Origin of the sequence: Lentzea sokolovensis, assembly GCF_033949975.1 — a bacterium.
Classification (GTDB): Bacteria; Actinomycetota; Actinomycetes; order Mycobacteriales; family Pseudonocardiaceae; genus Lentzea; species Lentzea sokolovensis.
The window spans coordinates 336,648-360,279 of sequence record NZ_JAXAVU010000007.1 but is presented as its reverse complement, the minus strand read 5'-3'; the positions used below and the strand labels follow the sequence as shown (position 1 = coordinate 360,279).

The 23,632-nt window shown below is 67.1% G+C and carries 25 protein-coding genes; 8 read left to right on the top strand and 17 right to left on the bottom strand.

Annotated features, from left to right (window positions below):
- Positions 1-34: 34 nt before the first annotated feature.
- Entirely contained in the window at positions 35-244 is a 210-nt protein-coding gene (locus SK854_RS14020; RefSeq protein WP_319975508.1) for a hotdog family protein, read from the bottom strand.
- 303 nt (positions 245-547) lie between these two features.
- Here SK854_RS14020 and SK854_RS14015 point away from each other — a divergent pair, with 303 nt between their 5' ends.
- Positions 548-5,356 carry a DUF4082 domain-containing protein gene (locus SK854_RS14015; RefSeq protein ID WP_319975507.1) on the top strand — a complete coding sequence of 1,603 codons (4,809 nt, stop codon included), beginning with the start codon at positions 548-550 and terminating at the stop codon, positions 5,354-5,356.
- Positions 5,357-5,411: 55 nt separating this feature from the next.
- Here SK854_RS14015 and SK854_RS14010 read toward each other — a convergent pair whose 3' ends face one another.
- From SK854_RS14010 to SK854_RS14000, 3 genes are all read right to left on the bottom strand, one after another.
- Positions 5,412-5,966: a carboxymuconolactone decarboxylase family protein gene (locus tag SK854_RS14010; protein WP_319975506.1), complete on the bottom strand. Its 555-nt coding sequence runs from the start codon at positions 5,964-5,966 to the stop codon at positions 5,412-5,414.
- A gap of 68 nt (positions 5,967-6,034) precedes the next feature.
- The gene (locus SK854_RS14005; RefSeq protein ID WP_319975505.1) at positions 6,035-7,456 is read right to left on the bottom strand and encodes an MFS transporter; all 1,422 of its coding nucleotides are present in this window, start codon (positions 7,454-7,456) and stop codon (positions 6,035-6,037) included.
- A 131-nt stretch (positions 7,457-7,587) separates the two neighbouring features.
- Entirely contained in the window at positions 7,588-8,073 is a 486-nt protein-coding gene (locus tag SK854_RS14000) for a DUF4396 domain-containing protein (RefSeq protein WP_319975504.1), read from the bottom strand.
- Between the two features lie 253 nt (positions 8,074-8,326).
- Here SK854_RS14000 and SK854_RS13995 point away from each other — a divergent pair, with 253 nt between their 5' ends.
- A complete protein-coding gene (locus SK854_RS13995; RefSeq protein WP_319975503.1) occupies positions 8,327-9,142 on the top strand; it encodes an amidohydrolase family protein in 816 nt (271 codons plus the stop codon).
- A 39-nt stretch (positions 9,143-9,181) separates the two neighbouring features.
- Here SK854_RS13995 and SK854_RS13990 read toward each other — a convergent pair whose 3' ends face one another.
- The 8 genes from SK854_RS13990 to SK854_RS13955 all read right to left on the bottom strand — a co-directional run bounded on the left by SK854_RS13990 (position 9,182) and on the right by SK854_RS13955 (position 14,986).
- Positions 9,182-9,388 (bottom strand): SHOCT domain-containing protein, encoded by a 207-nt coding sequence (locus SK854_RS13990; RefSeq protein ID WP_319975502.1) that lies wholly within the window; start codon positions 9,386-9,388, stop codon positions 9,182-9,184.
- Between the two features lie 130 nt (positions 9,389-9,518).
- Positions 9,519-11,903, bottom strand: a complete 2,385-nt coding sequence (locus SK854_RS13985; RefSeq protein WP_319975501.1) for a heavy metal translocating P-type ATPase — start codon at positions 11,901-11,903, stop codon at positions 9,519-9,521.
- A complete protein-coding gene (locus SK854_RS13980) occupies positions 11,896-12,777 on the bottom strand; it encodes a DMT family transporter (RefSeq protein ID WP_319975500.1) in 882 nt (293 codons plus the stop codon). Before SK854_RS13980 ends, SK854_RS13985 begins: the two co-directional genes overlap by 8 nt.
- A gap of 41 nt (positions 12,778-12,818) precedes the next feature.
- The gene (locus SK854_RS13975) at positions 12,819-13,250 is read right to left on the bottom strand and encodes an ATP-binding cassette domain-containing protein (protein WP_319975499.1); all 432 of its coding nucleotides are present in this window, start codon (positions 13,248-13,250) and stop codon (positions 12,819-12,821) included.
- Complete coding sequence (locus SK854_RS13970) at positions 13,247-13,675, bottom strand: hypothetical protein (protein ID WP_319975498.1); 429 nt, start codon at positions 13,673-13,675, stop codon at positions 13,247-13,249. Before SK854_RS13970 ends, SK854_RS13975 begins: the two co-directional genes overlap by 4 nt.
- Before the next feature lie 5 nt (positions 13,676-13,680).
- Positions 13,681-14,118, bottom strand: coding sequence for a hypothetical protein (locus SK854_RS13965; protein ID WP_319975497.1), 438 nt, complete (start codon positions 14,116-14,118; stop codon positions 13,681-13,683).
- Between the two features lie 2 nt (positions 14,119-14,120).
- Positions 14,121-14,657: a methyltransferase family protein gene (locus tag SK854_RS13960; RefSeq protein ID WP_319975496.1), complete on the bottom strand. Its 537-nt coding sequence runs from the start codon at positions 14,655-14,657 to the stop codon at positions 14,121-14,123.
- A gap of 110 nt (positions 14,658-14,767) precedes the next feature.
- On the bottom strand, positions 14,768-14,986 hold the full coding sequence (locus tag SK854_RS13955; RefSeq protein WP_319975495.1) for a DUF2933 domain-containing protein: 219 nt from the start codon (positions 14,984-14,986) through the stop codon (positions 14,768-14,770).
- Between the two features lie 413 nt (positions 14,987-15,399).
- On the opposite strand from SK854_RS13955, the gene SK854_RS13950 reads away from it, so the two are divergent.
- The 4 genes from SK854_RS13950 to SK854_RS13935 all read left to right on the top strand — a co-directional run bounded on the left by SK854_RS13950 (position 15,400) and on the right by SK854_RS13935 (position 17,941).
- A complete protein-coding gene (locus SK854_RS13950) occupies positions 15,400-15,774 on the top strand; it encodes a hypothetical protein (RefSeq protein WP_090011878.1) in 375 nt (124 codons plus the stop codon).
- 56 nt (positions 15,775-15,830) lie between these two features.
- Positions 15,831-16,448 carry a DUF305 domain-containing protein gene (locus tag SK854_RS13945; protein ID WP_319975494.1) on the top strand — a complete coding sequence of 206 codons (618 nt, stop codon included), beginning with the start codon at positions 15,831-15,833 and terminating at the stop codon, positions 16,446-16,448.
- 192 nt (positions 16,449-16,640) lie between these two features.
- A complete protein-coding gene (locus SK854_RS13940; RefSeq protein WP_319975493.1) occupies positions 16,641-17,006 on the top strand; it encodes a BlaI/MecI/CopY family transcriptional regulator in 366 nt (121 codons plus the stop codon).
- 104 nt (positions 17,007-17,110) lie between these two features.
- Positions 17,111-17,941, top strand: a complete 831-nt coding sequence (locus tag SK854_RS13935) for a M56 family metallopeptidase (protein WP_319975492.1) — start codon at positions 17,111-17,113, stop codon at positions 17,939-17,941.
- A gap of 9 nt (positions 17,942-17,950) precedes the next feature.
- Here SK854_RS13935 and SK854_RS13930 read toward each other — a convergent pair whose 3' ends face one another.
- The 4 genes from SK854_RS13930 to SK854_RS13915 all read right to left on the bottom strand — a co-directional run bounded on the left by SK854_RS13930 (position 17,951) and on the right by SK854_RS13915 (position 20,491).
- A complete protein-coding gene (locus tag SK854_RS13930) occupies positions 17,951-18,535 on the bottom strand; it encodes a hypothetical protein (RefSeq protein WP_319975491.1) in 585 nt (194 codons plus the stop codon).
- A gap of 15 nt (positions 18,536-18,550) precedes the next feature.
- Positions 18,551-19,726, bottom strand: a complete 1,176-nt coding sequence (locus SK854_RS13925) for a lytic transglycosylase domain-containing protein (RefSeq protein ID WP_319975490.1) — start codon at positions 19,724-19,726, stop codon at positions 18,551-18,553.
- Positions 19,727-19,791: 65 nt separating this feature from the next.
- Complete coding sequence (locus tag SK854_RS13920; protein WP_319975489.1) at positions 19,792-20,262, bottom strand: hypothetical protein; 471 nt, start codon at positions 20,260-20,262, stop codon at positions 19,792-19,794.
- A 22-nt stretch (positions 20,263-20,284) separates the two neighbouring features.
- Complete coding sequence (locus SK854_RS13915) at positions 20,285-20,491, bottom strand: hypothetical protein (protein WP_319975488.1); 207 nt, start codon at positions 20,489-20,491, stop codon at positions 20,285-20,287.
- A 98-nt stretch (positions 20,492-20,589) separates the two neighbouring features.
- Between SK854_RS13915 and SK854_RS13910 the strand changes: the two genes are divergently transcribed.
- Complete coding sequence (locus tag SK854_RS13910) at positions 20,590-21,018, top strand: hypothetical protein (RefSeq protein WP_319975487.1); 429 nt, start codon at positions 20,590-20,592, stop codon at positions 21,016-21,018.
- Entirely contained in the window at positions 20,904-21,716 is an 813-nt protein-coding gene (locus tag SK854_RS13905; protein ID WP_319975611.1) for an NADH-quinone oxidoreductase subunit N, read from the top strand. Before SK854_RS13910 ends, SK854_RS13905 begins: the two co-directional genes overlap by 115 nt.
- A gap of 369 nt (positions 21,717-22,085) precedes the next feature.
- Here SK854_RS13905 and SK854_RS13900 read toward each other — a convergent pair whose 3' ends face one another.
- A complete protein-coding gene (locus SK854_RS13900) occupies positions 22,086-23,597 on the bottom strand; it encodes a multicopper oxidase family protein (RefSeq protein WP_319975486.1) in 1,512 nt (503 codons plus the stop codon).
- Positions 23,598-23,632: the final 35 nt, after the last annotated feature.

Sequence of the window (23,632 nt, the reverse complement as noted above, 5' to 3'; positions counted from 1 at the left end):
CCGCACGTGGGCACCATTGTGACAGGGGCACACATCAGACGGTCGATTCGTCCGATTCAGCGACGTGCGCGAACGCGCGCACCTGCGCGGTCAACGCCACCTTGCCCGTGTTCTCGACCTCGACGCTGACGCCGAAGACGATCTCGGTGAAGCCGCGGATTCGCGGCGTGACCGACACCAGCTCGGCTGTCGTGCGGATTCGGGTGCCCGCAGTCCCCGGCGCCGAGAACCGCAGGTGGTCCATGCCCTTGTTGAGCCGGTCGGCAGGCCCCCCGCGAAGCCCCTGGACAGCTCTCTGCAGCCTGTGACGGTTGCATTGGATCAGATGGACCGGTCCCGTCGGCTGCTGGTGATCACAGCAGTCGCGGTGAAGAAGCGGCTGCGATGCGTGGCCTCGAGCACAGCCGCCGAGTTTGTTTCCTGCAGCTTTCCCGGTGTCTGTAACGCAACCCTGCGTGGAACCGACCTTCGATGCGACGAGCAACTACTACGGGGTCTAGTAGCCGCGATGTCGCACAGAGTGATCGGTTACCGAGAGGTGGACAGCATGACGGCGCCGAAGGCCAGACCCCTTCCGCTGCTGAGACGTCTTTCCCGCATGATGCTGTCCCTTGTGGTCGGTGCGGGCGTGGCCATGCCGTTCGTGGTCGCGTCCGCACCGATGGCGTTAGCGGCTCCGTGCGATGCGCCGGTGTCCAACAAGGTTCTGTGCGAGAACACCAAACCCGGCACGCCGGACTGGCAGGTCTCCTCGCGGGACGACTCGATCCTCGGCTACACCACCGACATCAGCGTCACGCCCGGCGGTCGCGTCGACTTCAAGATGCTGACCACGGCGTCGTCGTACACGGTCGACATCTACCGCCTGGGTTGGTACGCGGGCGTGGGTGCGCGACACATGGGCCAGGTCAGCCGCAACACCGCGCAGAACCAGCCGGCCTGTCTGCGGGACGCGCCAACAGCGCTCATCGACTGCGGTAACTGGGCTGTCTCGGTGAGCTGGAACGTGCCGTCCGACGCGGTCTCAGGCATCTATTACGCGCGTACCCGGCGCAATGACACCGGCGCGCAGAACGAGATCGTGTTCGTCGTTCGTGACGACACCTCACGCTCGAAGATCTTCTTGCAGACGTCGGACGCCACCTGGGTCGCGTACAACCGGTACGGCGGCAACAGCCTGTACTTCGGTGACGGCCCTGGTCAGGGCGGCTCGTCGTACAAGGTGAGCTACAACCGTCCGTACACCGGCGGTGACGGTGACGAGAACTTCATCTTCAACGCCGAGTACCCGATGCTGCGCTTCCTGGAGGCGAACGGGTACGACGTGAGCTACACGACTGAGGTCGACACGGCTCGCCGCGGCCAGCTCATCAAGAACCACAAGGTGTTCATGCCGGTCGGGCACCCGGAGTACTGGTCGAACGAGCAGCGCGCCAACGTCGAGTCCGCTCGCGACGCCGGCGTGAACCTCGCGTTCCTGACAGGCAATGAGATCTTCTGGAAGCACCGGTGGGAGAAGAGCATCGACTCCTCCCAGACCGACTGGCGGACTGTCGCAGCTTTCAAGGAGACCAAGGGCACCCAGAACGACGGCCTGAACGACTGGACCGGCACTTGGCGCGACCCGCGCTTCAGTCCGCCCCAGGACGGCGGCCGGCCCGAGAACGCATTGCTGGGCAACCTCTTCACCGTCAACGGCCGCCGCGACGACTCGCTGCAGGTGCCGGCCGCGTACGGCAAGATGCGGCTCTGGCGGCACACCGGTCTGCAGAACATGACCGCGGGCACCACGTACACCTTCGAGCCAGGCACGCTGGGTTACGAATGGAACACCGTGGAGGACAACGGGTTCCAGCCTCCGGGTGTGGCGCAGCTGTCGCGCACCGTGGTCGACCTGCAGGGTTACTACGTGTTGAAGAACCACGGCGACGAGTACGGCTCCGAGGTCAAGACACACGCGATCACCTACTACCGACACCCCAGTGGTTCGCTGGTGTTCGCCGCAGGCACCGTGCAGTGGGCATGGGGCGTGGACGACGAGCACGCCTTCCGCACCAACACACCGACCGCCGACGTCCGGATGAAGCAGGCCACGATCAACTTCCTGGCGGACATGGGCGTGTTCCCATCTACGCTGCAAGCCGGCCTGACCGCGGCGACGACGAGCAGCGACACCGCGCCGCCCGGCGTGACGATCAGCACGGTGCCCGCACAGTCCACGGTCGGGCAGCCGTACACGTTCTCCGGCACGGTGATCGACGCAGCGGGCCAGGTGGCCGGTGTCGAAGTGTCCACCGACGGCGGCAATCGCTGGCATCCGGCGACGTGGCAAGCCGGGCAGACGACGTGGAGCTACACCTACACGCCCGCGCAGTCGGGCCCGGCGCAGTTGAGGGTCCGCGCGGTCGACGACTCGGCGAACCTCTCCGCGCCGGTTTCCGCAACGCCTGGTGTGTCGTCCAGGACGTGTCCGTGCGGTGTCTTCAGCGGTACTGACCTGCCGAAGGTGGTTTCGGCGAACGACAGCTCGGCGCTCGAGCTCGGTATGAAGTTCCGCAGCGGCACCTCGGGTTACGTGCGGGGTGTGCGGTTCTACAAGGGCGAAGGCAACACCGGCACGCACACCGGCACGCTCTGGTCGAGCAGCGGTGAGCCGCTGGCCACCGGCACGTTCGTCAACGAGACCGCGACAGGCTGGCAGACGTTGCTGTTCCCGTCACCGATCGCAGTGCAGGCGAACACCACCTACATCGCCTCCTACTTCGCCCCGACAGGGCGCTTCTCGTACGACACCGAGTACTTCTTCCGCAAGAAAAAATACCTGGAGCCGCTGACCGGCTTGGAGTCCGGTGTGGACGGGCCCAACGGCGTCTTCAAGTTCGGCTCGGGCTTCCCCAGCAACACCTTCGGTGACACCAACTACTGGGTCGACGTGGTCTGGGCGCCGGACCCCGGCCCGGACACCCGCGCACCGGTCCAGACGGCCAGCTCGCCCGTCGCCAACGCCGGTTCGGTCGCACTCACCACGACGGTGTCGGGCATGTTCGACGAAGCGGTGACGCTCACCGGCGCGCAGTTCACGGTGACCGGCCCGAGCGGCGCGGTGTCCGGCACGATGTCGTTGTCCGCGGACACGCGAACAGTCACGTTCACACCGTCGGTGCCGCTGACAGCCGCGACCACCTACACGGCGGCGCTCAAAGCCGCCGACGTGTCGAACAACATGTCAGCGCAGACGAACTGGACGTTCACCACAGGATCACCACGTCCGGCGGCGTGCCCGTGCACCGTCTGGGACGACTTCGCCGGGCCGGCCACAATGGACTCCGGTGACACCAACCAGGTCGAGGTGGGGACCAAGGTTCGCTTCGACGGCAAGGGCGAGGTCCTCGGCGTCCGGTTCTACAAGGGCACCGGCAACACCGGCACCCACACCGGCTCGCTGTGGACCTCCACGGGCCAGCTCCTGGCACAAGGCACGTTCACAGCGGAAACCACTTCCGGATGGCAGAAGCTGATGTTCTCCTCGCCGGTCGCGGTTCAGGCGAACACCACCTACGTCGTGTCGTACTACGCGCCGAACGGCCGATACTCGGTCAGCTCCGGCTACTTCAACGGCCAGGGCGCGGACTACAAGTCCCTGCACGCCTTGCAGAACGGCACGGACGGCGGCAACGGCGTCTACCGCTACGGCAGCGGCGGCGGCTTCCCGAGCTCGTCGTACAACGCGACGAACTACTGGGTCGACGTCATCTACCGCAACGGCCTCAACGGCGACACCACGCCGCCGACGCTGACCAACCGCATGCCGGGCGTCGACGCGACGAACGTCTCGCTCACAGCGCCGTTGACGGCAACGTTCAGCGAACCGGTCGACCCGGCCTCGGCGCAGATCTGGGCGACCGATCCCAGGGGCGGCAAGCTGACCGGTTCGGTGTCGCTCTCGGCCGACCAGAAGACGGTGACCTGGACACCTGCGGGCAAGCTCGCACCGGGCACGCGCTACCTGGCGCACGTGGGCATCGCCGACGCGAACGGCATCGCGCTGGCCGCGCCGGCGGAGTGGGGCTTCACCACCACGACGACGCCAACATGTCCGTGTTCGCTGTTCAGCACAGCGACCGTGCCCGCCGTGGCGTCCACGGACGACGGCGGCGCCTACGAGCTCGGTGTCCGGTTCTCGCCGACGCAGTCCGGCCAGATCACCGGCGTGAAGTTCTACAAGGGTGCGGGCAACACCGGCACCCACACCGGCTCCCTGTGGAACGCCTCCGGCACGCGTCTCGCAACCGGTACATTCAGCAGTGAGACCGCGACCGGCTGGCAGACGCTGACATTCGCGCAGCCGGTGATCGTAAGCGCGGGCCAGACCTACACCGCGTCGTACACGACCACCGCGGGCCGCTACGCGGTGAACGGCGGGTACTTCGCCACCGGTCCGGTCAACTCGACACCGCTGACGGCACCGCAGGAGCAGAACGGTGTGTTCGTGCCGGGCTCTGGCTTCCCGACGATGACGTACGGCTCCGGCAACTACTGGGTCGACGTCGTCTACCAGCCGAACGCGGACAACGACGCCCCGGTGGTACAGAGCCGCACCCCGTTGGACGGTGCGACCGCGGTCGGGCTGACGAGCACCGTATCGGTGTCGTTCAACGAACCTGTTGAGCTGGGTAGCGCGCAGTTCTCCCTGACCGATCCCGGTGGGGCGAAACTCTCCGGCACGCTGTCGCTGTCCGGCGACCAGCGCACCATCACGTGGGCTCCATCCGCGAGGTTGGCGGCGGGGGCGCGCTATACGGCAAGTCTGCGGATCGCAGACGCGTACGGGAACCTGATGCCCGCGGCGATCACTTGGTCGTTCACCACCACATCGACGCAGGCATGTCCGTGCTCATTGTTCAGCACTGCAACAGTTCCGACTGTCACGGCGACTGCTGACAGCGGCGCCTACGAGCTGGGTGTCAGGTTCACGTCCTCGGCCAACGGCCGGATCACCGGCGTGAAGTTCTACAAGGGCGCGGCCAACACCGGCACCCACACCGGATCCCTCTGGACCGCCGACGGGACTCGGCTGGCAACCGGCACGTTCTCCAACGAGACGGAGACCGGCTGGCAGACGCTGACGTTCACCACCCCGATGGACGTCACCGCCGGCGTCACCTACGTCGCGTCGTACACCACGACAACGGGCAGGTACGCGCTCGACACCGGGTACTTCTCGGCATCGGCCGTGACCAGCTCGCCGCTCAGCGCGGGGACCGCCAACGGCGTGTTCCAGGCGGGATCGGGATTCCCGTCGACCACGTACAACGGCGGCAACTACTGGGTGGACGTGGTGTTCGAACAGAGCTGATCGGGAAGTGCAGAACGGCGGGCCGCGCGGACATCCGTGCGGCCCGCCGTTTCGTTCACAGGGGCAAAGCTTCACGTCTCGCTTGCAACGCGGTGTCTGCAGGCTCGATACCTGCGACGAGGTTGAAGGCACCAGTGAGCAGGTTGAGGGTCACCACGCCGACCACCTCCGCGATGACGCGGTCGCTCCAGCCGTGTGCCCGAAGCTCCGCGACGTCGTCGTCTGAGATTCCGGATGGCTCGGCGAGAACGCGCACCGCGAAGGCGATCAGTGCCGCCTCCCGCGGATCGACGGCCGTTCCCTGGCGCGCGAGGGCGATGTCGCTGTCGCTGACCCCGTTCGCACGGGCAGCCTCGGTGTGCGCGGCCAAGCAGGTGCCGCAACCGATCCACTCCTGCGCGGCAAGGGAGATCTTCTCGCTGAGGGCGCGCGGCAGCTTGACACGTTTGAGAGCTCGCGAGAAGTCCAGGTAGCCCTGTAGCAGTGCGGGTGAGTGGGCCATGCTGCTCACCATGTCGCCGACCGAATCATGTCGCGTGATGATGTCGGTGAGCAGTTCGCGAGACTTCTCAGGGGCGTCCGCTGGGTCGAGTGCGGGGATGCGTCGCATGTGGAGCTCCTGAAGCGGGAGGGTTGCCGCCCGCCGTGGTGAGGCGGGCGGCAACTGAGGTGGGTGACTCAGACGTTGGTCGGCTCGCGCTCGGCGTCCGGGGCAGTCGCACGGCTGCCGCGCAACGTCCCGGCCGCGATGAGCGCGCCAACGATCGCGATGCCGGCGGCACCGATGAACGCGGCGGACACACCGGTGGTCAGCGCGTTGACGTCACCGAGCTGACCGGCGCCGTACGAGGCGGCGAGGGCGGTCATCGCGGCCAGGCCGAGTGCGGACCCGATCTGGTAGCTGGTGTTGACGATGCCCGACGCGAGGCCGCCCTCTTCCGGGCGTGCGCTCGAGATGGCCGTGCCCAGCGACGGGATGAACGCCAGCGCCATGCCGGTGGCCGCCACCAGCGAGGCGGGCAGCACGTCCACCCAGTAGTTGCCGTCCGGGCGCACCAGCGCGAGCCAGCCCAGACCAGCCGCGAGCACGACCAGACCGGTGACCACCATCGGCTTGACGCCGAACCGCGCGGTGAGCCGAGGTGCGACGACCACCATCAGCACCATGATCGCGGTGGTCATCGGCAGCAGCGCTGAGCCGCTGGCGAAGGCACCGAGGCCCAGCACCTGCTGCAGGTAGAGGTTCAGGAAGAACCACATCGGGATCCACGCGCCACCGAGCAGCAGCTGGGCGATGTTCGCCGCACCGAGCTGGGGCGTGCCGAAGATGCCCAGCCGCACCAGCGGAGCCTTCCGCTTGGCCTGGATCAGCAGGAACGAGCCCAGCAGCACCACGGCGACGATCAAGCCGACGATCGTCTCGGCTGAGGTCCAACCAGCTTCGGGAGCGCGCACGATGGCGTAGACCGCTACCGCCAGACCGGCCGTCACGGTGATCGCGCCGAGCAGGTCGGTGGAGCCGCGCTGGGCGGCACCTGCGGGCATCAGGGCCGGGATGGCGATCAGTGCGATCACCGCGATCGGCACGTTGATGTAGAAGACCCACGGCCAGCTCAGGTACTCGGTGATCACGCCGCCGAGGAAGACGCCGGCGGTACCACCGGCCGGAGCGGCGGCCCCGTAGACGGCGAGCTGGGCGGGTTCGCTGCCGAACAGCATCATCAGCAAGGTCAGGGCCGAGGGGGCGATGAGCGCGGCTCCGGCACCCTGCACCGCGCGACCGAGCAGCTCGACCCAGATCTCGCCCGCGGCGCCGGCGACGACGGAACCCACGAGGAGCACGAGCCAGCCGGTGGCGAACATGCGGCGGGCGCCGAGCAGGTCGGACAGCTTGCCGCCGAGCAGGAGCAGTCCGCCGAAGGCGACGACGTAGGCGTTGAAGACCCAGGACAGGTTCTCCTGGGAGAAGCCGAGATCCGCCTGGATCCTCGGCAGGGCCACCCCGATGATCGAGGTGTCCATGATGACCATGAACTGTGCCGCGGCGATGAGGGCGAGTGCCCACCACCTGCGCCGGGCGGACTTGTCCACACTGGACATTTCACGTACTCCATACCGGTAGGAGGTATCGACCAGTCAGACTTCTGCCCTGATCGCGTAATGCAGCTACCCCTGCGAAACGGAAGATCTTGACGGACCGTGGCCGCGAGTCTCTCGCGGCCACGGTTCACTCAGTGGTGGTGATGACCTTCGTGGCCGCCACCGTGGTACTGGTGCACCACCGCGTGCCCCTTGCCGCGCGAGATCAGCCAGCGGTTGACCGGAACCGTGATCACGAACGCCACTGCCAGCGCGAACGCGAGGCTCACCCAGAACAACCAGCTGCCGAGGCCCGCTTCCATCGCGCCCGGCACAGCCAGCATGACCCCGTTGTCGACGATCTCCATCACAGCGATCGAAACGGTGTCCGCCGCGAGCGCCACGCCGATGGCGGCACGGAGAGGCAACCCGGACTTCAGCACGGGCCGGATGGTGAGTGCGTAGCCGAACACGAACGCAAGGGCGACGGCGAGGGCGATGGTCGACAGGTTCGACCATCCCAGCGCGGTGCCGATGACCATGCCGAGCACCTCACCGATCGCACAGCCGGTGAGGCAGTGCAGCGTCGCGGAGATGGCGAGCTTCGTCAGATTCGATTGCGCACCAGCGTGATTCATGATCCGCTCCCTTGCCTCTGCTCTCAGCATGCATACCCTGCCAGGGTATGCTGTGGCGAAGTTACGCCCATACCCCCTAGGGGTGTCAAGACCATGTTGAGGGGACGCCGACCGTGCGCGTCATCGCCATCGAGGAACACTTCTCCCACCCGGCCGTGCAGAGCGCCGATGCCCTGGTCTCGCTTCGCCGTCACCCGCAGCTCGCCCACGTCCAGGAACAGCTGGAGGACGCCGGGGCAGGAAAGCCGCGCACATGGACGCGGCAGGGATCGACGTCCAGGTCCTCTCGCACACTGTGCCTGGCGCCGAGCGTCTCGTTGGGACGGGAGCGATCCAACGCGCAACAGAGGCCAACGACGCTTTGGCCAGCATCGTCGCTGCTCACCCGCACCGATTCGCCGGGTTCGCCGCGTTACCGATGCGCGAACCCGAAGCGGCGGCGGTTGAACTGCGGCGTGCGGTCGACGAACTCGGGTTCAAGGGAGCGCTCGTCAACGGCCTTGTCGACGGCCGGTTCCTGGACGATCTCCGCTTCCGACCGGTGCTGCGCCAAGCCGAGCAGCTCGGCGCGCCGATGTACCCGGCCGCTCCCCCCGCAGCGGTCGCTGGCGTGCACTTCGGCGGTCTACCGCAAACCACGGCAGATCATCTGGCCACCGCGGCGTGGGGCTTGCACTCCGAGACCGCGTTGCACGTCCTGCGGCTCATCGTCGCCGGGATCTTCGACGAGTTTCCGGCACTGCAAGTGGTCATCGGCCACATGGGCGAGATGATCCCGTTCGCGTTGGCCCGGATCGACACCGCGCTCACGCCGATCAGCACCGAACTGCGGCAACCCGTGGCGGACTACTTCCGCACCAACATCTGGATCACCACGAGCGGCTACACGACGTTCCCACCGCCGCAGTGCGCGCTTGCGGTGCTGGGCACGGACCGGATCATCTTCTCCGTCGACTACCCCTACACGCTGAACGAACCCGCCCGAGTGCTGCTCGACAACGCGCCGATCAACCAGGAGGACCGGGAGCAGATCGCGCGCGGCAACGTGGAGCGGCTACTCCGCCTGTGAACGACCAAGCGCTGTTCTGACCGTCCTCTTGGCAGTACGTCAGGCCGAGTGCTCGCGCAGCACTGCCAGTCGCCGCCGGTACTCCTCTTCATCGACGTCCCCACGGGCGAACCGCTCGGCCAGGATCTGCTCCGGCGTGCGCTGCGGTGAGGTGAAGCTCGACCGCGTTTCGCGGCCGAGGTAGCGGACCACTGCTACCACTCCGCCGATCACCAACGCCCAGAACAGGACCATGCTCACGGTCATGAGGACATATCCCCAACCGCTCATTCCGTTGCCATACCAGAACATCATTGTGCACTCTCCATTCGGACCAGCGGAGCTGACGTACCGCGACGTCGTGGCTCGGCATACTCACATTCCGTGATTCCCCTTGCTATGTGCTGGAAACGACCGTGCTGGGCGCGGCCGCTTGTGCAGGCGGTGCAACAGATTCCGGGATCTCCGCCGTGGGCAGGCGCAACCGCTTGAGCGCCAAGGCGTTCATCGCGACGATCAAGCTGGAGCCAGACATCGACAGCGCGGCGATCTCCGGACGCAGCATGAGGCCGAAGGCGGGCTCGAACACGCCCGCGGCGATCGGCAGCGCGATGGCGTTGTAACCAATGGCCCAGCCGAGGTTCTGGCGCATCTTGCGCAAGGTACCGCGGCCAATGCGCAGCGCGATCGGGACGTCGAGCGGGTCGGAGCGCATCAGCACGACGTCGGCGGTCTCGATCGCCACGTCGGTACCCGCGCCGATGGCGATGCCGAGGTCCGCCTGAGCCAGTGCCGGCGCGTCGTTGACGCCGTCGCCGACCATGGCGACCTTCCGGCCGCCACGCTGCAGTTCAGCGATCTTGGCCGCCTTGTCGCCGGGCAGCACCTCGGCGATCACGGTGTCGATGCCCAGCTGTGCGGCGATCCGTGCGGCGGTGGCCTGGTTGTCCCCGGTCAGCATGACCACCTCGACGCCCAGGTCGTGCAGCGCCGCAACGGCCGCGACCGAGGTGTCCCTCGGCGCGTCGGCGATACCGATCACGCCTGCCACCACGCCGTCCACCGACACCAGCACCGCGGTGCGGCCGGTGGCCGCCAGCTCGTCACGACGCGCCGCCAACGTACCCAGATCGACGTTCTCCCTCTCGAGCAGGCGCCGGTTCCCGACCACCACACGACGACCGTCCACATGCGCGATCGCACCGTGTCCCGGCACGTTCTCGAACCGCTCCGCGCGGGCGGCAGCAACGCCGAGTGCGTCGGCATGACGGACGACGGCCTCGGCGAGCGGGTGTTCGGACTCGCGTTCCACAGCGGCCACCAGCCGCAGCAGCTCGTCCTGCGGCATGCCGTCGATGATCACGTCGGTGATCTCGGGCTCTCCCTTGGTGAGGGTTCCGGTCTTGTCCATCACGACGACCTGGATGCGCGCGGAGGTCTCCAATGCCATGGCGTTCTTGAACAGCACACCGCGTTTCGCACCCATGCCCGTACCGACCATGATCGCCGTCGGCGTGGCCAGACCGAGCGCGTCCGGGCAAGTGATCACCACGACCGTGATCGCGAACAGCATCGCGGTGGCGAACGTGCTCCCGGTCAGCAACCACGCGGCGAGGGTGGCGCCACCGCCGATGAGGGCCACCAACACCAACCAGAACGCGGCGCGATCAGCGAGCCGCTGGCCGGGAGCCTTGGAGTTCTGCGCCTCCTGCACGAGCTTGACGATCTGCGCCAGCGCGGTGTCAGAGCCGACCTTGGTCGCCCGGACGCGCAGGGTTCCGTTGGTATTGATGGTGGCGCCGACGACCACGGAGCCGGAAGCCTTGTGCACCGGCAGGCTCTCGCCCGTCACCATCGACTCGTCAACCTCCGACTCGCCCTCCTCGACCAGGCCGTCGACGGCGATCTTCGCGCCGGGCCGGACGAGCAGCAGGTCTCCGACGACGACCTCGGCGGTGCTCACCTCGACCGGTTCACCGTCGCGGATCACGACGGCCTTGGGCGGCGCGAGGTCGAGCAGCGTGCGGATCGCGTCGTTGGCGCCACCGCGGGCCCGCATCTCGAACCAGTGCCCCAGCAACACGAACGCCGCCAGCACGGTCGCTGCCTCGTAGAACACCTCACCACCGCCGGTCAGCGTGATGACCAGGGAGTACAGCCATCCCGATCCGACGGCGACCGCGACGAGCACCATCATGTCCAGCGTCCTGGCGCGCAGTGCCCGGACCGCTCCGTCGAAGAAGATCCAGCACGAGTAGAAGATCACCGGCAGGCTGAGCACGAGTGCCCACACGTCCTGCCGCACTCCGAACGGCGTCGGCAGGTGCAGGCCGAACACCTCGGTGCCGATCGGCGACCACAACACGATCGGGAGTGAGAACACCAGCGCGACCAGGAAGCGGTTGCGCATGTCGGCGACCATCGCCGCCATCGACATGCCGGCGTGCCCTCCGTGTCCCATCGCCTCGTGCGGAGACCGCAACGTCTCCGCGTGATCGTGATGGTCGTGCCCGGCCCGGTCCGGCTCCTCCATGGGATCGCAGATGTGATGGGGCACCGACTGGCCGGCGCAGTGGTAGCCGCAGTCGATCACCCACTGGCGCAGCGTGGCGACGGAGGTGTGGGACGGGTCGAAGACCACTGTCGCCGTCTGGGCGGTGGGATTGACCGAGACGTCGAGCACTCCGGGTTGCCTGCCCAGCTTGGCGTTGACGACGTTCTGCTCGGACGCCCACCGCAGTCCGCTGACGTCGAGCACGGCTGTGCTGGTGCGATCACTCATGATCATGCCTTCCTGGCCGCTGTCGATCTGCGGCTCGACTGGACTGGATTACCAACAGGAGAGCCGCGATGACGATCGCGTCGCCAAGCCCTTCCATCAGGGTGACGCGCTCGCCGAGAATTGCAACACCGAACGCGACGCCGACCACGGGGACGAGCAGCGTCCAGGCGGTGACCGAGGTGAGCGATGCGCGGCGCAGCTCGCCGAACCACAGCACGTACGGCAGTGCTGTCGCGCCTGCGGAAAGCACGAGCAGCGCCGTGATGAACCGGGCGCTCCAGGTGATGGTGGTGGGCGGGCCTTCGGTGACCGCGGCGACCACGGACAGAGCGGTCCCGCCGATCAGGAACTGCCACACGCCCAGGGCGAGCAGGTCGACGTCGGTCAGGCGGCGGGCCAGCAGCGCACCCGCGGTGATCCCGACGGCGGCCAGCACCGCGAGGCCGGCTCCCCCTCCGAGGCCGGTCGGCGCGGCCACCAGCACCAGCCCGCCGAAACCGAGCGCCACCCCCGCGATCTCGACCGCCCGTGGTCGCTCGGCGTACAACCACCAGGCGGGCAACACGACCAGCAACGGCGCAGAGTTGCTCAGCACCGCGGCTGCCCCGGCGGTCAGGCCGCTCGTGCTGGCGAACATCGCACCGAAGGTGAGCGTGACGTTCGTCAGCGCCAGCAAGCCGATGAGGCCCCAGATACTCGCTCGGCGGGGAAGCACTGTCGCGTCCGCCTGCCGACCGGCGATCAGCAGAACGGCGAGCAGCAACAGCCCGGCCACCAGCGCGCGCAGGGAGGCGAACCACAGCACCGGAACATCCCGCATGCCCCACGTGATCAACGCATAGCACGAACCCCAGCCCACGACGACGATCAGCATGCGCCACGGACGCACTCCTGTCGTCTCTGCACGCGCGGCGATCACGTCTCGTAGCCCAGCGTCGTCACCATGCCGGCCTCGGCGTGGCAGGTGTTGTGGCAGTGAACCATCCAGTGGCCTGCGTACGGCTCGCGACGGGACGTGCGCTCCGCCTCCCTGCTCATCCGATAGGCGCGGCCGAACAGCTCGAAGTCCTCGTCGCAGGTGAGCCGCTCGTAGACCACCGGTTCCTGCCGGCAGTACCCAGGCCGTCCGGACACCGACACGGTTCCCGCGTCCGGTCGCAGGACACCGAACAGGATCTTCATCAGGGTGGACTTGCCCGATCCGTTCTCGCCCACGAGCCCGACCACCTCACCAGGGCGCAGCGTGACGTCGGCACCCCGCAACACCTGCCGGTGGTGCCGGTAGCTCTTCTCGATCCCGGACGCCACCAGTGTGTTGTCGGTCTGCGTCGGAAGTGTTGTGGTCATGGCGCACTCCAGGTGCCGATCGCGTCTTGGGGGAAGCCTGTGACGCGCAGTTCGATCGCAGCACCCGCAGGTACCGGCGTGGTGAACCGCAACGTGCCCTCGCGGTGATGCCCGCCCGGCCCCTGCCCGTCCCAGCTAGCGCCCTCCACCTGCCTGCCGTTCACGGTCAACCGGGCCGAGGCAGCCGGATCAAGAGCGAGCTCCACAGTGTGGGTGTCGAACTTGAGCTCGAACGCCGCTCCGGAGCGGTCCAGTGTGAGCGCCGTCATCGTCACCTCGACCGCACCCGCCTGCACCGTACGAGTACCCAGGTCCGCAGGGCCCGGTTCGGGTCGCGAGAGCCACCAGGCGATCGCCCCGACTACAACCAGCGCGGCCACAGCGATCACGGCGACACCGCGCCACGAGGTGCTGATGTGCGACATGAGTCTCACTGTCCTGTCGCGACTCGTGTGCGACGCAGCCGTCGAGCGGCCAGGAACACGCCGAGCCCGTTGATGGCGACACCAGCCGCCATGATCGGAGTTCGGTACTCGGTGAGGAACACAGCCGCGCCAGACGCACCAATGATCGGCGCGAGATCGGCCACGTGGTGAGCGCAGCACGCGACCATGCCGATCGCGGAGGCACCCGCGCCTGTGCCCGCGGTGGCACGCACGTCGGTGTGCAGCCGCTGACGGCGGCGCAGCTCCACGAACAAGCCGACCTGGGTGCCGAACCCAGCCACGATCAGCACGAGCCACGGCCAGTCGTCCACGGCCTGCTGTGCCAGGTGGTCAAGCCCTCCGGCCCCGCCGACGACTAGTACGTAGAAGAGACCCAGGGCGGCGGCAGCCAGGATCCCGGCGCGCACGGCGTTCCTGCTCATCACTACCTCCGAACTCGAGCCGGCGTCGAACGCAGCCGGGGCAGCAACGCTGGCGTATGCGCTGCGTAAGCGGTCCACTTCTCACCGAACCGTTGCGCCACCTCGCGTTTCTCGCTGCGCGCCAGCCGCGCGTACACCACGACCAGGATCGGAAACATGATCAACGTCGGGATGGCCGGCCACTGCAACAAGAACCCGATCATCACCAGCAGGAACCCGTCGTACTGCGGGTGCCGGACCCGCGCGTACGGCCCTGCCGTGGCCAGCCGGTTCTCCTTGGCCGCCTCGTGCAACCGGACCCACGCAGCGGAGATCAACCAGAAGCCACCCGCGATCGCGACGTAGCTGGCCAGGTGGAACGGGCTCAGGTGCGGATCGCCGGTCCAGCCGGTCAGGTCGTTCCACAGGTGCCCACCAGCGTGGATGTCCTTCAGCAGCAGGAACCGCGACCCGCGCCAGGATCCGAGCAGGTAGATCGTCAGTGGGATGCCGTACATCTCGGTGAACAGCGCCATCAGGAACGCGGTGAACGCTCCCATCGCCCATCAGTCCCGCCTGGTTCGCGGCTGGAAGAACCTCATCGCGAACACCACGAACAACACGATGTTCAGGAAGACCAGGGGCCACAGCCCGTACGCGGCATCAGCCATCACGACCGGTCTGAGCTGTGCTGATCGTTGTGTTGATCGTTCGATCCGTCTTGGCCGCCATGCCCACCGTGGCCGCCCATCATGGACATCATCATGAGCGGGCAGGCGAGCACGAGCAGGCCGACCAGCATCGTTGGGAGCGGGACTCCCGCAAAGGCCAGCCCGACGATCAGGATCGCTAGGGCGATCGCGTACAACCCGAGGTGTTGGCGTTTCATGACGTCCTCCGCTTCATCGGCTGACTTAGAGCATCGGCTCGCGCAACGCCCGGCGGCAGGGACCCAGGTTGTTCGACAACCGGGACCTACTACCCGACCTAGGAGAATCCTTGGGCTCTGCCCCGCCGTCCACGCAGGCGCCAACAGTGGAAAAGGACAGGTGTGCAGCGTGCCTGGCGCTACGAAGGGAGTCCCGCGATGGGCGATGACATCCACGTGGGCCAGATCGCCGGTTTCACTTTGCGCGTCAACTGGAGCGTGCTGGTGGCCCTCGATCCCCGAGGCTTCGGCCCGACGCGATCAGGTCGTCCTACGCGGAAGCTGCACGTTCGCAACAGTGCGCCGACTGTTGAACCAGTTGAAGCCCTGACCCGTATGAAGCAGCGATGCCACCTACTAGGTACCGTAGTTGCATGACCGAAAGCACGCACCACAGGGCGATACATTGGGTCCTGCTGTGCGTGCTGTTCCTCGGTGTCGTCGGGATGCACCACGTTGCTGTGAGCGATGACATGTCGCCCACACACGGCTCAATGTCCGTGGGCGCTTACGACGCGCCGCCTACCGAGGAACCGGCACCGCAGCCCGCACATGAGATGTTGCACCTGTGCGTCGCCGTGCTGTGTGCCGTCGTGTCGCTGCTCCTGCTCGGTTGGCTGTTGTTGCGCGCGGAGCGCCCGATCGCCGGGCGCATCCTGGCATCGGTGGCGTGGCCGCGGGCTCCCGATCGACCCCCTCCCCGAGGCGGTCGCGACTTGCTCAGTTCCCTGTGCGTGTTGAGATTGTGATCAGCCCGGTCCCCAGAGGCAAGTCACTTTCCCCAGCGCATAAGGAAGAAGTCCCAATGAGGAAGTCTCTGATCGGGCTCGGTGTCGCCGGTGTGGCGACTGTCGCACTCGTCACCGGGTGCGGTAGCGGCAACGACACGGCGGGCATGCAGCACAGCTCGACCACCGCGTCGACCCCGGCCGCGGGCCAGCAAGCGGACCACAACGAGCACGACGTCAAGTTCGCCCAGGAGATGATCCAGCACCACCAGCAGGCGCTGGACATGGCCAAGATGGTGCCGGGCAAGAGCACGAACGCGAAGGTGCTCGACATCGCCAAGCGAATCGAGGGCGCGCAGGACCCCGAGATCAAGAAGATGACCGAGTGGCTCACCAAGTGGGGTGCCGCTCCTACATCAACGTCGATGCCCGGCATGGATCACGGTGCCACGGGCAGTTCGATGCCCGGCATGATGACCGCCGAGGAGATGAACAAGCTCCAGCAGGCCAACGGCGCCGCGTTCGACCGCGCGTGGATGGAAATGATGATCAAGCACCACCAGGGTGCGATAGACATGGCCAAGACGCACCTCGAGAAGGGCAGCAACGCCGACAGCAAGAAGCTCGCCCAGGAGATCATCACCGCGCAGCAGGCTGAGATCACCGAGATGCAGGGGCTGCTGAAGTCGAGCTGACCCCCGCCGGAGGCATTCGGGCCGGGAGTGGACGAGATGTTCCCGCTCCCGGCCCGAACGCTCTTCTCACCGAGTCTGGGGGGAGTTCCTCGGCGAGGATGAAGGCTGGAACGGGGACCCCAGCCAGTGACTACTATAGCGAATCGTAGGCAGACGGGTGCCCCTGCCGTATCCTCTCCCTTTGGAGGAACGATGCACGGACTTGGTGAGTTGGAAGCCGCGGTAATGGACGTCCTGTGGCAGGAGCGGCCGCTCAAGGTGCGCGAGGTACTCGACCGGCTGGAAACGGGAAAGAAGCTCGCTTACACCACCGTGATGACCGTGCTCGACAACCTGCACCGCAAGGGCTGGGTCACACGGGAACTCGAAGGCAAGGCCTACCGGTACGAGCCCGCGTTGAGCCGGGCTGAGGCAGCCGCCCGAACCGTGCGGGCTGTTCTCGCCTCCTCAGGCGACCCTGAGGCCGTGCTGATGCATTTCGCCCTGTCGGCCACTGAACAGGAGTCGGACCTTCTGCGCCAGGGTCTGCGCAAGAGGAAGAGGTTGGCCGCCTCATGACCGTTGCGGTCTCGCTGCTGTTCGGCGCCGCATTGGTGGGCTGGCTGGTACCGAGGTTTCTTGCGCGCCGTGTCGTCAGCGGAGGCGATCCGCTGGTCGCCGTGGTGGCGTGGCTCGCGTCGGCGACGGCCGTAGTAGCCACGACGATCGTCGGTGTCGTCCTCATCCTGCTGCCCGGCCACGGGTTCGGGCAGTCGATGCTCACCGCGCTGCACAACTGCTGGTCGTCCATTCAGCACGGGAGCCTCCCCAACCTCGAGGCAACCACTGGCGCCTTGGGCGCACTGTTGTTGCTCGGGCTCGGAGTTCGTCTCGTCGTCGTTTCGGTGCGCAGTGCACAACGGCGTGCCCGAACTCGTGCCGACCACCTCGCGGTGCTACGCATCGCCGCACGTCGCGAGGGCGAGACGCTGTGGCTCGAGCACGACGATCCGCTGGCGTTCAGCCTCGCGGGAAGGCCCGGTGTCGTCGTTGCCACAGAAGGCCTGGCCAAACAGCTGACCAGCGCCCAGGTGGAAGCCGTGCTCGCGCACGAACGTGCCCACCTGACCGGCCGGCACCATCTGATCATCGCGATCGCTGATGCGCTGGCCAACACGTTCCCGTTCTTGCCACTGTTCAAGCTGGCCCCCGGCGTACTTCGCGAGCTGGTGGAACTGGTTGCCGATTCGGCAGCAGTGCGCGTATGCGGCGCGGAAGCGGTGCGGGACGCCCTGCTGAAGGTGTCCCGAAACGGCGTGCCAGGCACGGCCCTGGCGATGAGCGGTACCTCGATCGACGTGCGAGTCGATCGATTGACCCACGGACGCGCTCCCACCAGCCGACGGCGTCAACTGTTCTCCTGCGGTCTGGCGGGCTTCACCGCCATGACCCTCCCCGTTCTGGTGGCCTCGGGCGCGATGTTCGCCGTGGTGAGCGTGGCCTGTCCCGCCTGACCAGATCGCTCACCGATCGGCTGGCTGCAGCCGCGCCATCTCGGCCATGACGAGCCACCGTCCGTCAGGTTGGCGACGCAGTGTGACGAACGTTTCGCGGAGCTGGCCATCACCTGATCGCCACGTCACCTTCGTGGTCGCCGCGGACTGCTCCTCGTTGCCGACAGCCACCTCCACGCTGATCACGACCGCCTTGCCGGTCGCCTCGACGACCAGCGAGCCACGCGGGTTGTCGGGGTTCTCGGGTGCAAGGTACGGCAGCACCCGGCGGTTGGTACGGCCGATCTCGTCCGCCTCAGCCGAGTGCGCGGCCTCGATGTAGGCCTTGGCCACGGATCGGGGATCGGCGAAGTTCGTGCCCGCCGCTGACAGTGTGCCCGAGAGCGGCGCCGGCGCTGCTTCGCCTATCGCGGATCGAGCAGCAGGCCCGACAGGTTCCTCGGTCGTCCGCGGCGCTTGCGACGAAGGTGGAGCGGACGTAGCCACCGATGTCTGCTCTCCGTTGGTGTCCTTGTCGATCAACACGGAGACCAGCAGCAGGCCACCCGCAGCCAGTGCGGCTAGCAGAACGCCTCGTGGACTGCCGGATGCCATCGCGGTGCTCCTCGATCACGCGGTGAAGCTGAGGTGCAGGTGGTCGTAGTGACCGCCGGTGGGATTGGTGACGTCGTACACGCCTGCGCCGGTGTACTTCTCGCCCCACCCTCCCTGGTCACCGGTGGTCGGATCCCAGTAGCGCCCCTGCCAGATGATGTAGCGAATCTTCAGCGGGCCCGCGTAGGCCCGCGTCCAGGAGGCCATCCGCCAGCCCGCCGCGAGCCGCTCACCGGCGGGGAACACGCCGAACCGGTCCGGGAACACGTCACATGCCTTGCCCGTGGGATGGTCGCTGAACGGTGTCTCCGGTCGCGCGCCGTAGCAGCTGACCGAGGCGATCTGCGGCCCGAAGGCGCTGCGGAGCTGTTGCAGCGCATGCGCGGTGGCCGCAGTAAGGCACCCCGCTGTCGTGGGATCGTCGACGACACACCCAGTCGGCGGCCCGGCATAGGGCACGGGAGCCGGCAGTCCGGCAAGATCCGCACCTCCTGGCACCGGCCCCCCGTCACCGGAAGGCGCGGACTCTGCGGCGGCCCACTCACGTTCGTACTTGCGGATGTTGTCGAGATAGCGGCGGATGAGGGACACACACTCATCACCACACCCCGCTTCCCCCGACTGAGGAATACCGGTGCGGCTCAACAACACCCGGCCGCACCCGGCGATGTGGCACACGCTCATCGCGTCGTGCGGCTCGAGTGATTTACCCGTCTGCTTGATATGCGCGGTCATTCCACGCAGGTTGCTGCACAGGAACTTGAGCCCAAGTCTCATGTGGATCGCCGGATCGAAGATGTCCGCTCCGGAGGGCGGGGGAACGCTGGCCCACGGCTGTCCGCCGAGGTTCTTCCAGTTCGCCTGGTTGATCTGGAGCAGGCCGGCCGCTCCGCCGTTGCTGTCGTTGCTCCATGCGGTCGGTCGCCAGCCGGACTCGGCCTGCACTTCGGCGATGACCCGCAACGGGTTGAGCTCCGGGCAGTCCGTGGCGACGAACGACGTGATGATCGGGGCCATTTCCCGGGCCAGCGGCGGGATCTTGGCGATGTCGAAGGTGGCCTGCCCGGTTGCCGCTCCAGCGACCGCACCCTGGTTGGTGTTGCGGACCATGAAAGGCAGCACGAACACGGCCTGAATCGCCAGGAAGGCCGCCAAGGCGACCACGCACACCGCCAGCACCAGGTGCGGCACCCTCATGAAGCCTCCTGCCGGACAACAACCCGTGACTTACTATCACGAGTAGTACGTCCGGTCCACTAGGCCCCTACGGGTGAACAAGCGGTGGTCGTGCACTCGCGCCGCCGCCACCGCACGACCACGGCCGTCGCGAGCACGGCCAGCGACGCCAAGGCGAGCAGCGGTTGCAGCGGAGCCCAGACGCCGAGCGCCCCGGACACGCCCAGCAACGCCATGACGATCTTGTTGCAGACGGGGCACCCGACCGCGAGCGCGCTGAGCAGTGAGCCGCCGTAAACGCGGGCAGATCCGGCGCGCTCCTGCTGAACACCGGGCCGGATACCGGCCCACGCCGCCGTGAGGACCGCCGTCAGCACGAGCACGGGCAGTTCCCACCACCGGACCGGGGTCATGCGCGTGAACATCGAGTTGTCGATGACATCGGTCGGCACACCCACGACGGCAGCACTCAGCGCCGCGCCGGTGAGCGCGCGAGCCCAACTCCACGACCAGGTCCGCACCTGAGCGCCGTCCATCGACACCCCCGCCATATCTACTATTGAAAATAGTAACCTACGCGGTGCCGCCAGCACGACGGAGAAGATTTCTTCCCCACAACACACCCGTCGCGCCGAGCACCAGCCAGGCAGCCAAAGCAGCGATCGAGCGCGGCGATCCGAAGTCCAGCACGGCATCTCCCAGCAACGCGGCGACCAACGTGGTGGGCACGAGCCCGAGAGCGGTGCCCAGCGCGAACAGCACCGGCCGCACGGCCGTCACCCCGGCACCGTAAGTTCGACGCGGCGAACGGAATCACCGGCAACAGCCGTAGCACGAGGGTCGCGGCCAGACCGTTCTTCGCGAAGACTTCGTCCAGCGTGCGCAGGCGGCTGCCGCCGAGCCAGCGCGCCACGGCCTCCCGCCCCAACAACAGGGAAACCGAGTTCCACGTGCTCGTGCTGCTCGCGGCGCTGGGCACCGTGGTGATGGCCGATGCGGCGGACCTCATGCTGCTCGCTGCCGGCTATCTGCTGGCGAGCATCCCACTGTACGCGCTGGCCAGCTTCGCGAAGGACCCGGCGGGCACCGAGGCGTCGCTGAAGTTCTACCTGCTGGGGGCGTTGCTGGGCGTCACCACGCTCATCGGCGTCACGCTGCTGTTCGGCGTTGGAGGGCCACCGGGTACATGGACCTGCGGCTGGCCGAGGCACCGCCGGCCGCGGTGGCCGTGGGGACCATCGCGTTGCTCGCCGGTCTGCTGTTCAAGATCGGCGCGGTACTCGCCCACTTCTGGGTACCGGACGTGACCGAAGGCGCCCGGCCCGTGGTCGCCGTATTCGTCACCACCTACCGCCTGGTGACGATGCCTCTGCGCGACGCCGGAATCGACTGGAGCCTGCTGATCGCGGTCATCGCCGCGGCCACCATGACACTGGGCAACCTCGCGGCGTTCTTCCAGGACAACGTTCGGCGGCTGCTCACCTACTCGACGATCAGCCAGGTCGGCTACCTGCTCATGGCGGTCGCGGTGGCCGAGCGCGCCGACTTGGCGCTACCGAGCGTGCTGCTGTACCTGGCCGCATACGCGATCACGAACCTGGGCGCGTTCGCGGTCGTGTGCGCACTGCCCGCAGCGGTGACGCTCGAGGACTATCGCGGCCTGGTGCGTGAGCGGCCGTGGCTCGCTGTCAGCCTGGTGGTGTGTCTGTTGGGCCTGATCGGCACCCCGCCGGCCGCAGTGTTCGCCGGCAAGCTGACCGTATTCACCGCAGCCCTCGACGGCGGACTGCTCTGGCTGGTGGTACTCGGAGCGGTCAACACGGTCGCCAGCTTGTTCTACTACCTGCGGTGGGTGGTTCCGGCCGTGCGGGGTGAGGCCCCAGGCACGTCCGACATCCGCCCTTCGGCGGCCCGCGTGGCGTACCTGCTGGCCGCAGCTTCGCTGATCGGTGGCGCCCTGTCCGGGGCCGTGCTGACGATGTTCGACGACGATCTCCTCCAGTGACCGCCCTCTCTCCCTACTACGAATCTTCGTAGTCCGGTGAGGTCGGCGACAAGCACCAGGTTCGCCCTGGGCAAGCCGGACCTGCGGATCAGGTTCACCTCGCAGATGACCACGCGCGACGCGTGCGGGTTCGCGATCCCTTCGAAGCCTGTGCGTCAACGGGTACAACGTGACGATCAACATCGCGCGCTGGGTCTGGGATACGAACACAAGTCCTGTCAGGAGAACGGCGCCCTGGCGTCCGTGATGATGCAGTAGTCGTGGGGTGTCTCGAATGACTACCTGGCCGCGTTGGGCCCTGACCGGATGAGCAAGGACGGCAAGGTGCGCAAGCCCGACGCCTGGCCCTGTCCCATCAGCCGGCGACCGTCACTCCACATAGGACAAGACGGTCATCATTCCCGCCTCGCTGTGGTAGATGTTGTGACAGTGGGTGAGCCACTGGCCGGGATTGTCGGCATCGAAGTCCACGATCAGTTCCCGGCCGGGCAGCACGATCGCGGTGTCCCGGCGAGGACCGGTCTTGCCGTTCGCCCGTACCTGGAACGTGTGGCCATGCACGTGCATCGGGTGAAACATCTGCGACTTGTTCTGCATCCGCAACCGCACGACCTGCCCGGAGCGGATCGGCAGTCCTTCGGTCGGGTCGTAGACCTTGCCGTTGATCGTCCAGGAATACTTGTCACCGGGACCTTCCAGGACGAGATCGTGTGTCACATCCGGCTCGCGCAGCGGCAGGGCGACACTGTCCGTCGCCTGCAGTGCGTTCATCTCCGGCACCACCAGCTTCGCCAGTTCCGCAGCGAGAGACTCGTTGTCCGTTGATGCCGCCACTCCAGTGGACAGCAGGACCTGGGCGAACTGACCGCGGCCTTCAGCAAGGGCGAGCACAGGCGCCGTCCGGTCAGGAACAGTCACGACGCAGTCGAGCCGCTCGCCCATGCCCAGCAGCACGACGTCCAGCTCCACCGGCACCACGGGGAAGCCGTCCGCGTGAGTCACGGTCATCGGCACCCCGGGCACACCGACCCGGAACGCGGTGTCGGCCGCCGCGTTGATCAACCGCAGCCGAATGCGCTGGCCCGGCTTGGCGGCGAACGTCTGCGGTGCTTTCCATACCTTGCCGTTGGCGAGCACGTGCGGATAGATGACGTCGCCGGCGTCGCCCCCGAGCAGATCGGACTTCGGCATCGCCGGCATGCCGGGCATCGAGCCGTGGTCCATGTTCGGCATACCCTTGGCGCGCAGTTCTTCGAACACGGCATCCGGTGTCCGGCCGAGCCCATCGAGCCAGTCGTCGAGCACGACGACCAGTTCGGTGTCGTAGTTCCCGCCGTCTTCCGGGTCCTCGACGATCAGAGGCGCGTACAGGCCGCGGTCGAGCTGCGCACCCGAGTGCGGGTGGAACCAGTAGGTTCCGGGGTCCGGTGCGGTGAACTCGTAGGTGAAGGAACCACCGGGCACGATCTCGCTCTGAGTGAGGTCCGGCACGCCGTCCATGTCGTTGCGCAATGCGACGCCGTGCCAGTGGATGCTCGTCGGCTGCGACAGCTGGTTGCGCAGCTCGACGTTCAACAGGTCACCGCGCCTGATCCTGATCTCCTTCCCGGGCAGCTCCCCGTACGACCAGGTATTCGCCGTGACGCCACCCAGGTCAAACTCGGTCTGGAGGGCGGTGAGCTTGATCGACGTTCGGCGCGCACCCGCGATCTGACGGGCGCGCTCGGCGGCCTCGACCTTCGGAGATTTGGGCCCGATGAGGGTTCCACCGCTGGAGGAACCGCCGCCGCTCGCGCAGCCCGCGGCGCCGGTGGCCACCACGAGGCCGAGGCCGAGCCGGAAGAGGTCCCGGCGGCCGAGAGATGTGGACTGAACAGTCATGACGTCCTCCAGAATCATCTACTAAGATGCATAGT

Bases quoted from the DNA above. Each gene is read 5' to 3' on its own strand.
- SK854_RS13985 (WP_319975501.1), bottom strand. From the start codon at position 11,903: ATGAGTGATCGCACCAGCACAGCCGTGCTCGACGTCAGCGGACTGCGG.
- SK854_RS13900 (WP_319975486.1), bottom strand. From the start codon at position 23,597: ATGACTGTTCAGTCCACATCTCTCGGCCGCCGGGACCTCTTCCGGCTC.
- SK854_RS13930 (WP_319975491.1), bottom strand. From the start codon at position 18,535: ATGGCATCCGGCAGTCCACGAGGCGTTCTGCTAGCCGCACTGGCTGCG.
- SK854_RS14020 (WP_319975508.1), bottom strand. From the start codon at position 244: ATGGACCACCTGCGGTTCTCGGCGCCGGGGACTGCGGGCACCCGAATC.
- SK854_RS14015 (WP_319975507.1), top strand. From the start codon at position 548: ATGACGGCGCCGAAGGCCAGACCCCTTCCGCTGCTGAGACGTCTTTCC.
- SK854_RS13990 (WP_319975502.1), bottom strand. From the start codon at position 9,388: ATGACCGTGAGCATGGTCCTGTTCTGGGCGTTGGTGATCGGCGGAGTG.
- SK854_RS13970 (WP_319975498.1), bottom strand. From the start codon at position 13,675: ATGTCGCACATCAGCACCTCGTGGCGCGGTGTCGCCGTGATCGCTGTG.
- SK854_RS13975 (WP_319975499.1), bottom strand. From the start codon at position 13,250: ATGACCACAACACTTCCGACGCAGACCGACAACACACTGGTGGCGTCC.
- SK854_RS13940 (WP_319975493.1), top strand. From the start codon at position 16,641: ATGCACGGACTTGGTGAGTTGGAAGCCGCGGTAATGGACGTCCTGTGG.
- SK854_RS13980 (WP_319975500.1), bottom strand. From the start codon at position 12,777: ATGCTGATCGTCGTCGTGGGCTGGGGTTCGTGCTATGCGTTGATCACG.
- SK854_RS13995 (WP_319975503.1), top strand. From the start codon at position 8,327: ATGGACGCGGCAGGGATCGACGTCCAGGTCCTCTCGCACACTGTGCCT.
- SK854_RS13950 (WP_090011878.1), top strand. From the start codon at position 15,400: ATGACCGAAAGCACGCACCACAGGGCGATACATTGGGTCCTGCTGTGC.
- SK854_RS13960 (WP_319975496.1), bottom strand. From the start codon at position 14,657: ATGGGAGCGTTCACCGCGTTCCTGATGGCGCTGTTCACCGAGATGTAC.
- SK854_RS14000 (WP_319975504.1), bottom strand. From the start codon at position 8,073: ATGAATCACGCTGGTGCGCAATCGAATCTGACGAAGCTCGCCATCTCC.
- SK854_RS14010 (WP_319975506.1), bottom strand. From the start codon at position 5,966: ATGCGACGCATCCCCGCACTCGACCCAGCGGACGCCCCTGAGAAGTCT.
- SK854_RS13965 (WP_319975497.1), bottom strand. From the start codon at position 14,118: ATGAGCAGGAACGCCGTGCGCGCCGGGATCCTGGCTGCCGCCGCCCTG.
- SK854_RS14005 (WP_319975505.1), bottom strand. From the start codon at position 7,456: ATGTCCAGTGTGGACAAGTCCGCCCGGCGCAGGTGGTGGGCACTCGCC.
- SK854_RS13955 (WP_319975495.1), bottom strand. From the start codon at position 14,986: ATGAAACGCCAACACCTCGGGTTGTACGCGATCGCCCTAGCGATCCTG.
- SK854_RS13945 (WP_319975494.1), top strand. From the start codon at position 15,831: ATGAGGAAGTCTCTGATCGGGCTCGGTGTCGCCGGTGTGGCGACTGTC.
- SK854_RS13920 (WP_319975489.1), bottom strand. From the start codon at position 20,262: ATGGCGGGGGTGTCGATGGACGGCGCTCAGGTGCGGACCTGGTCGTGG.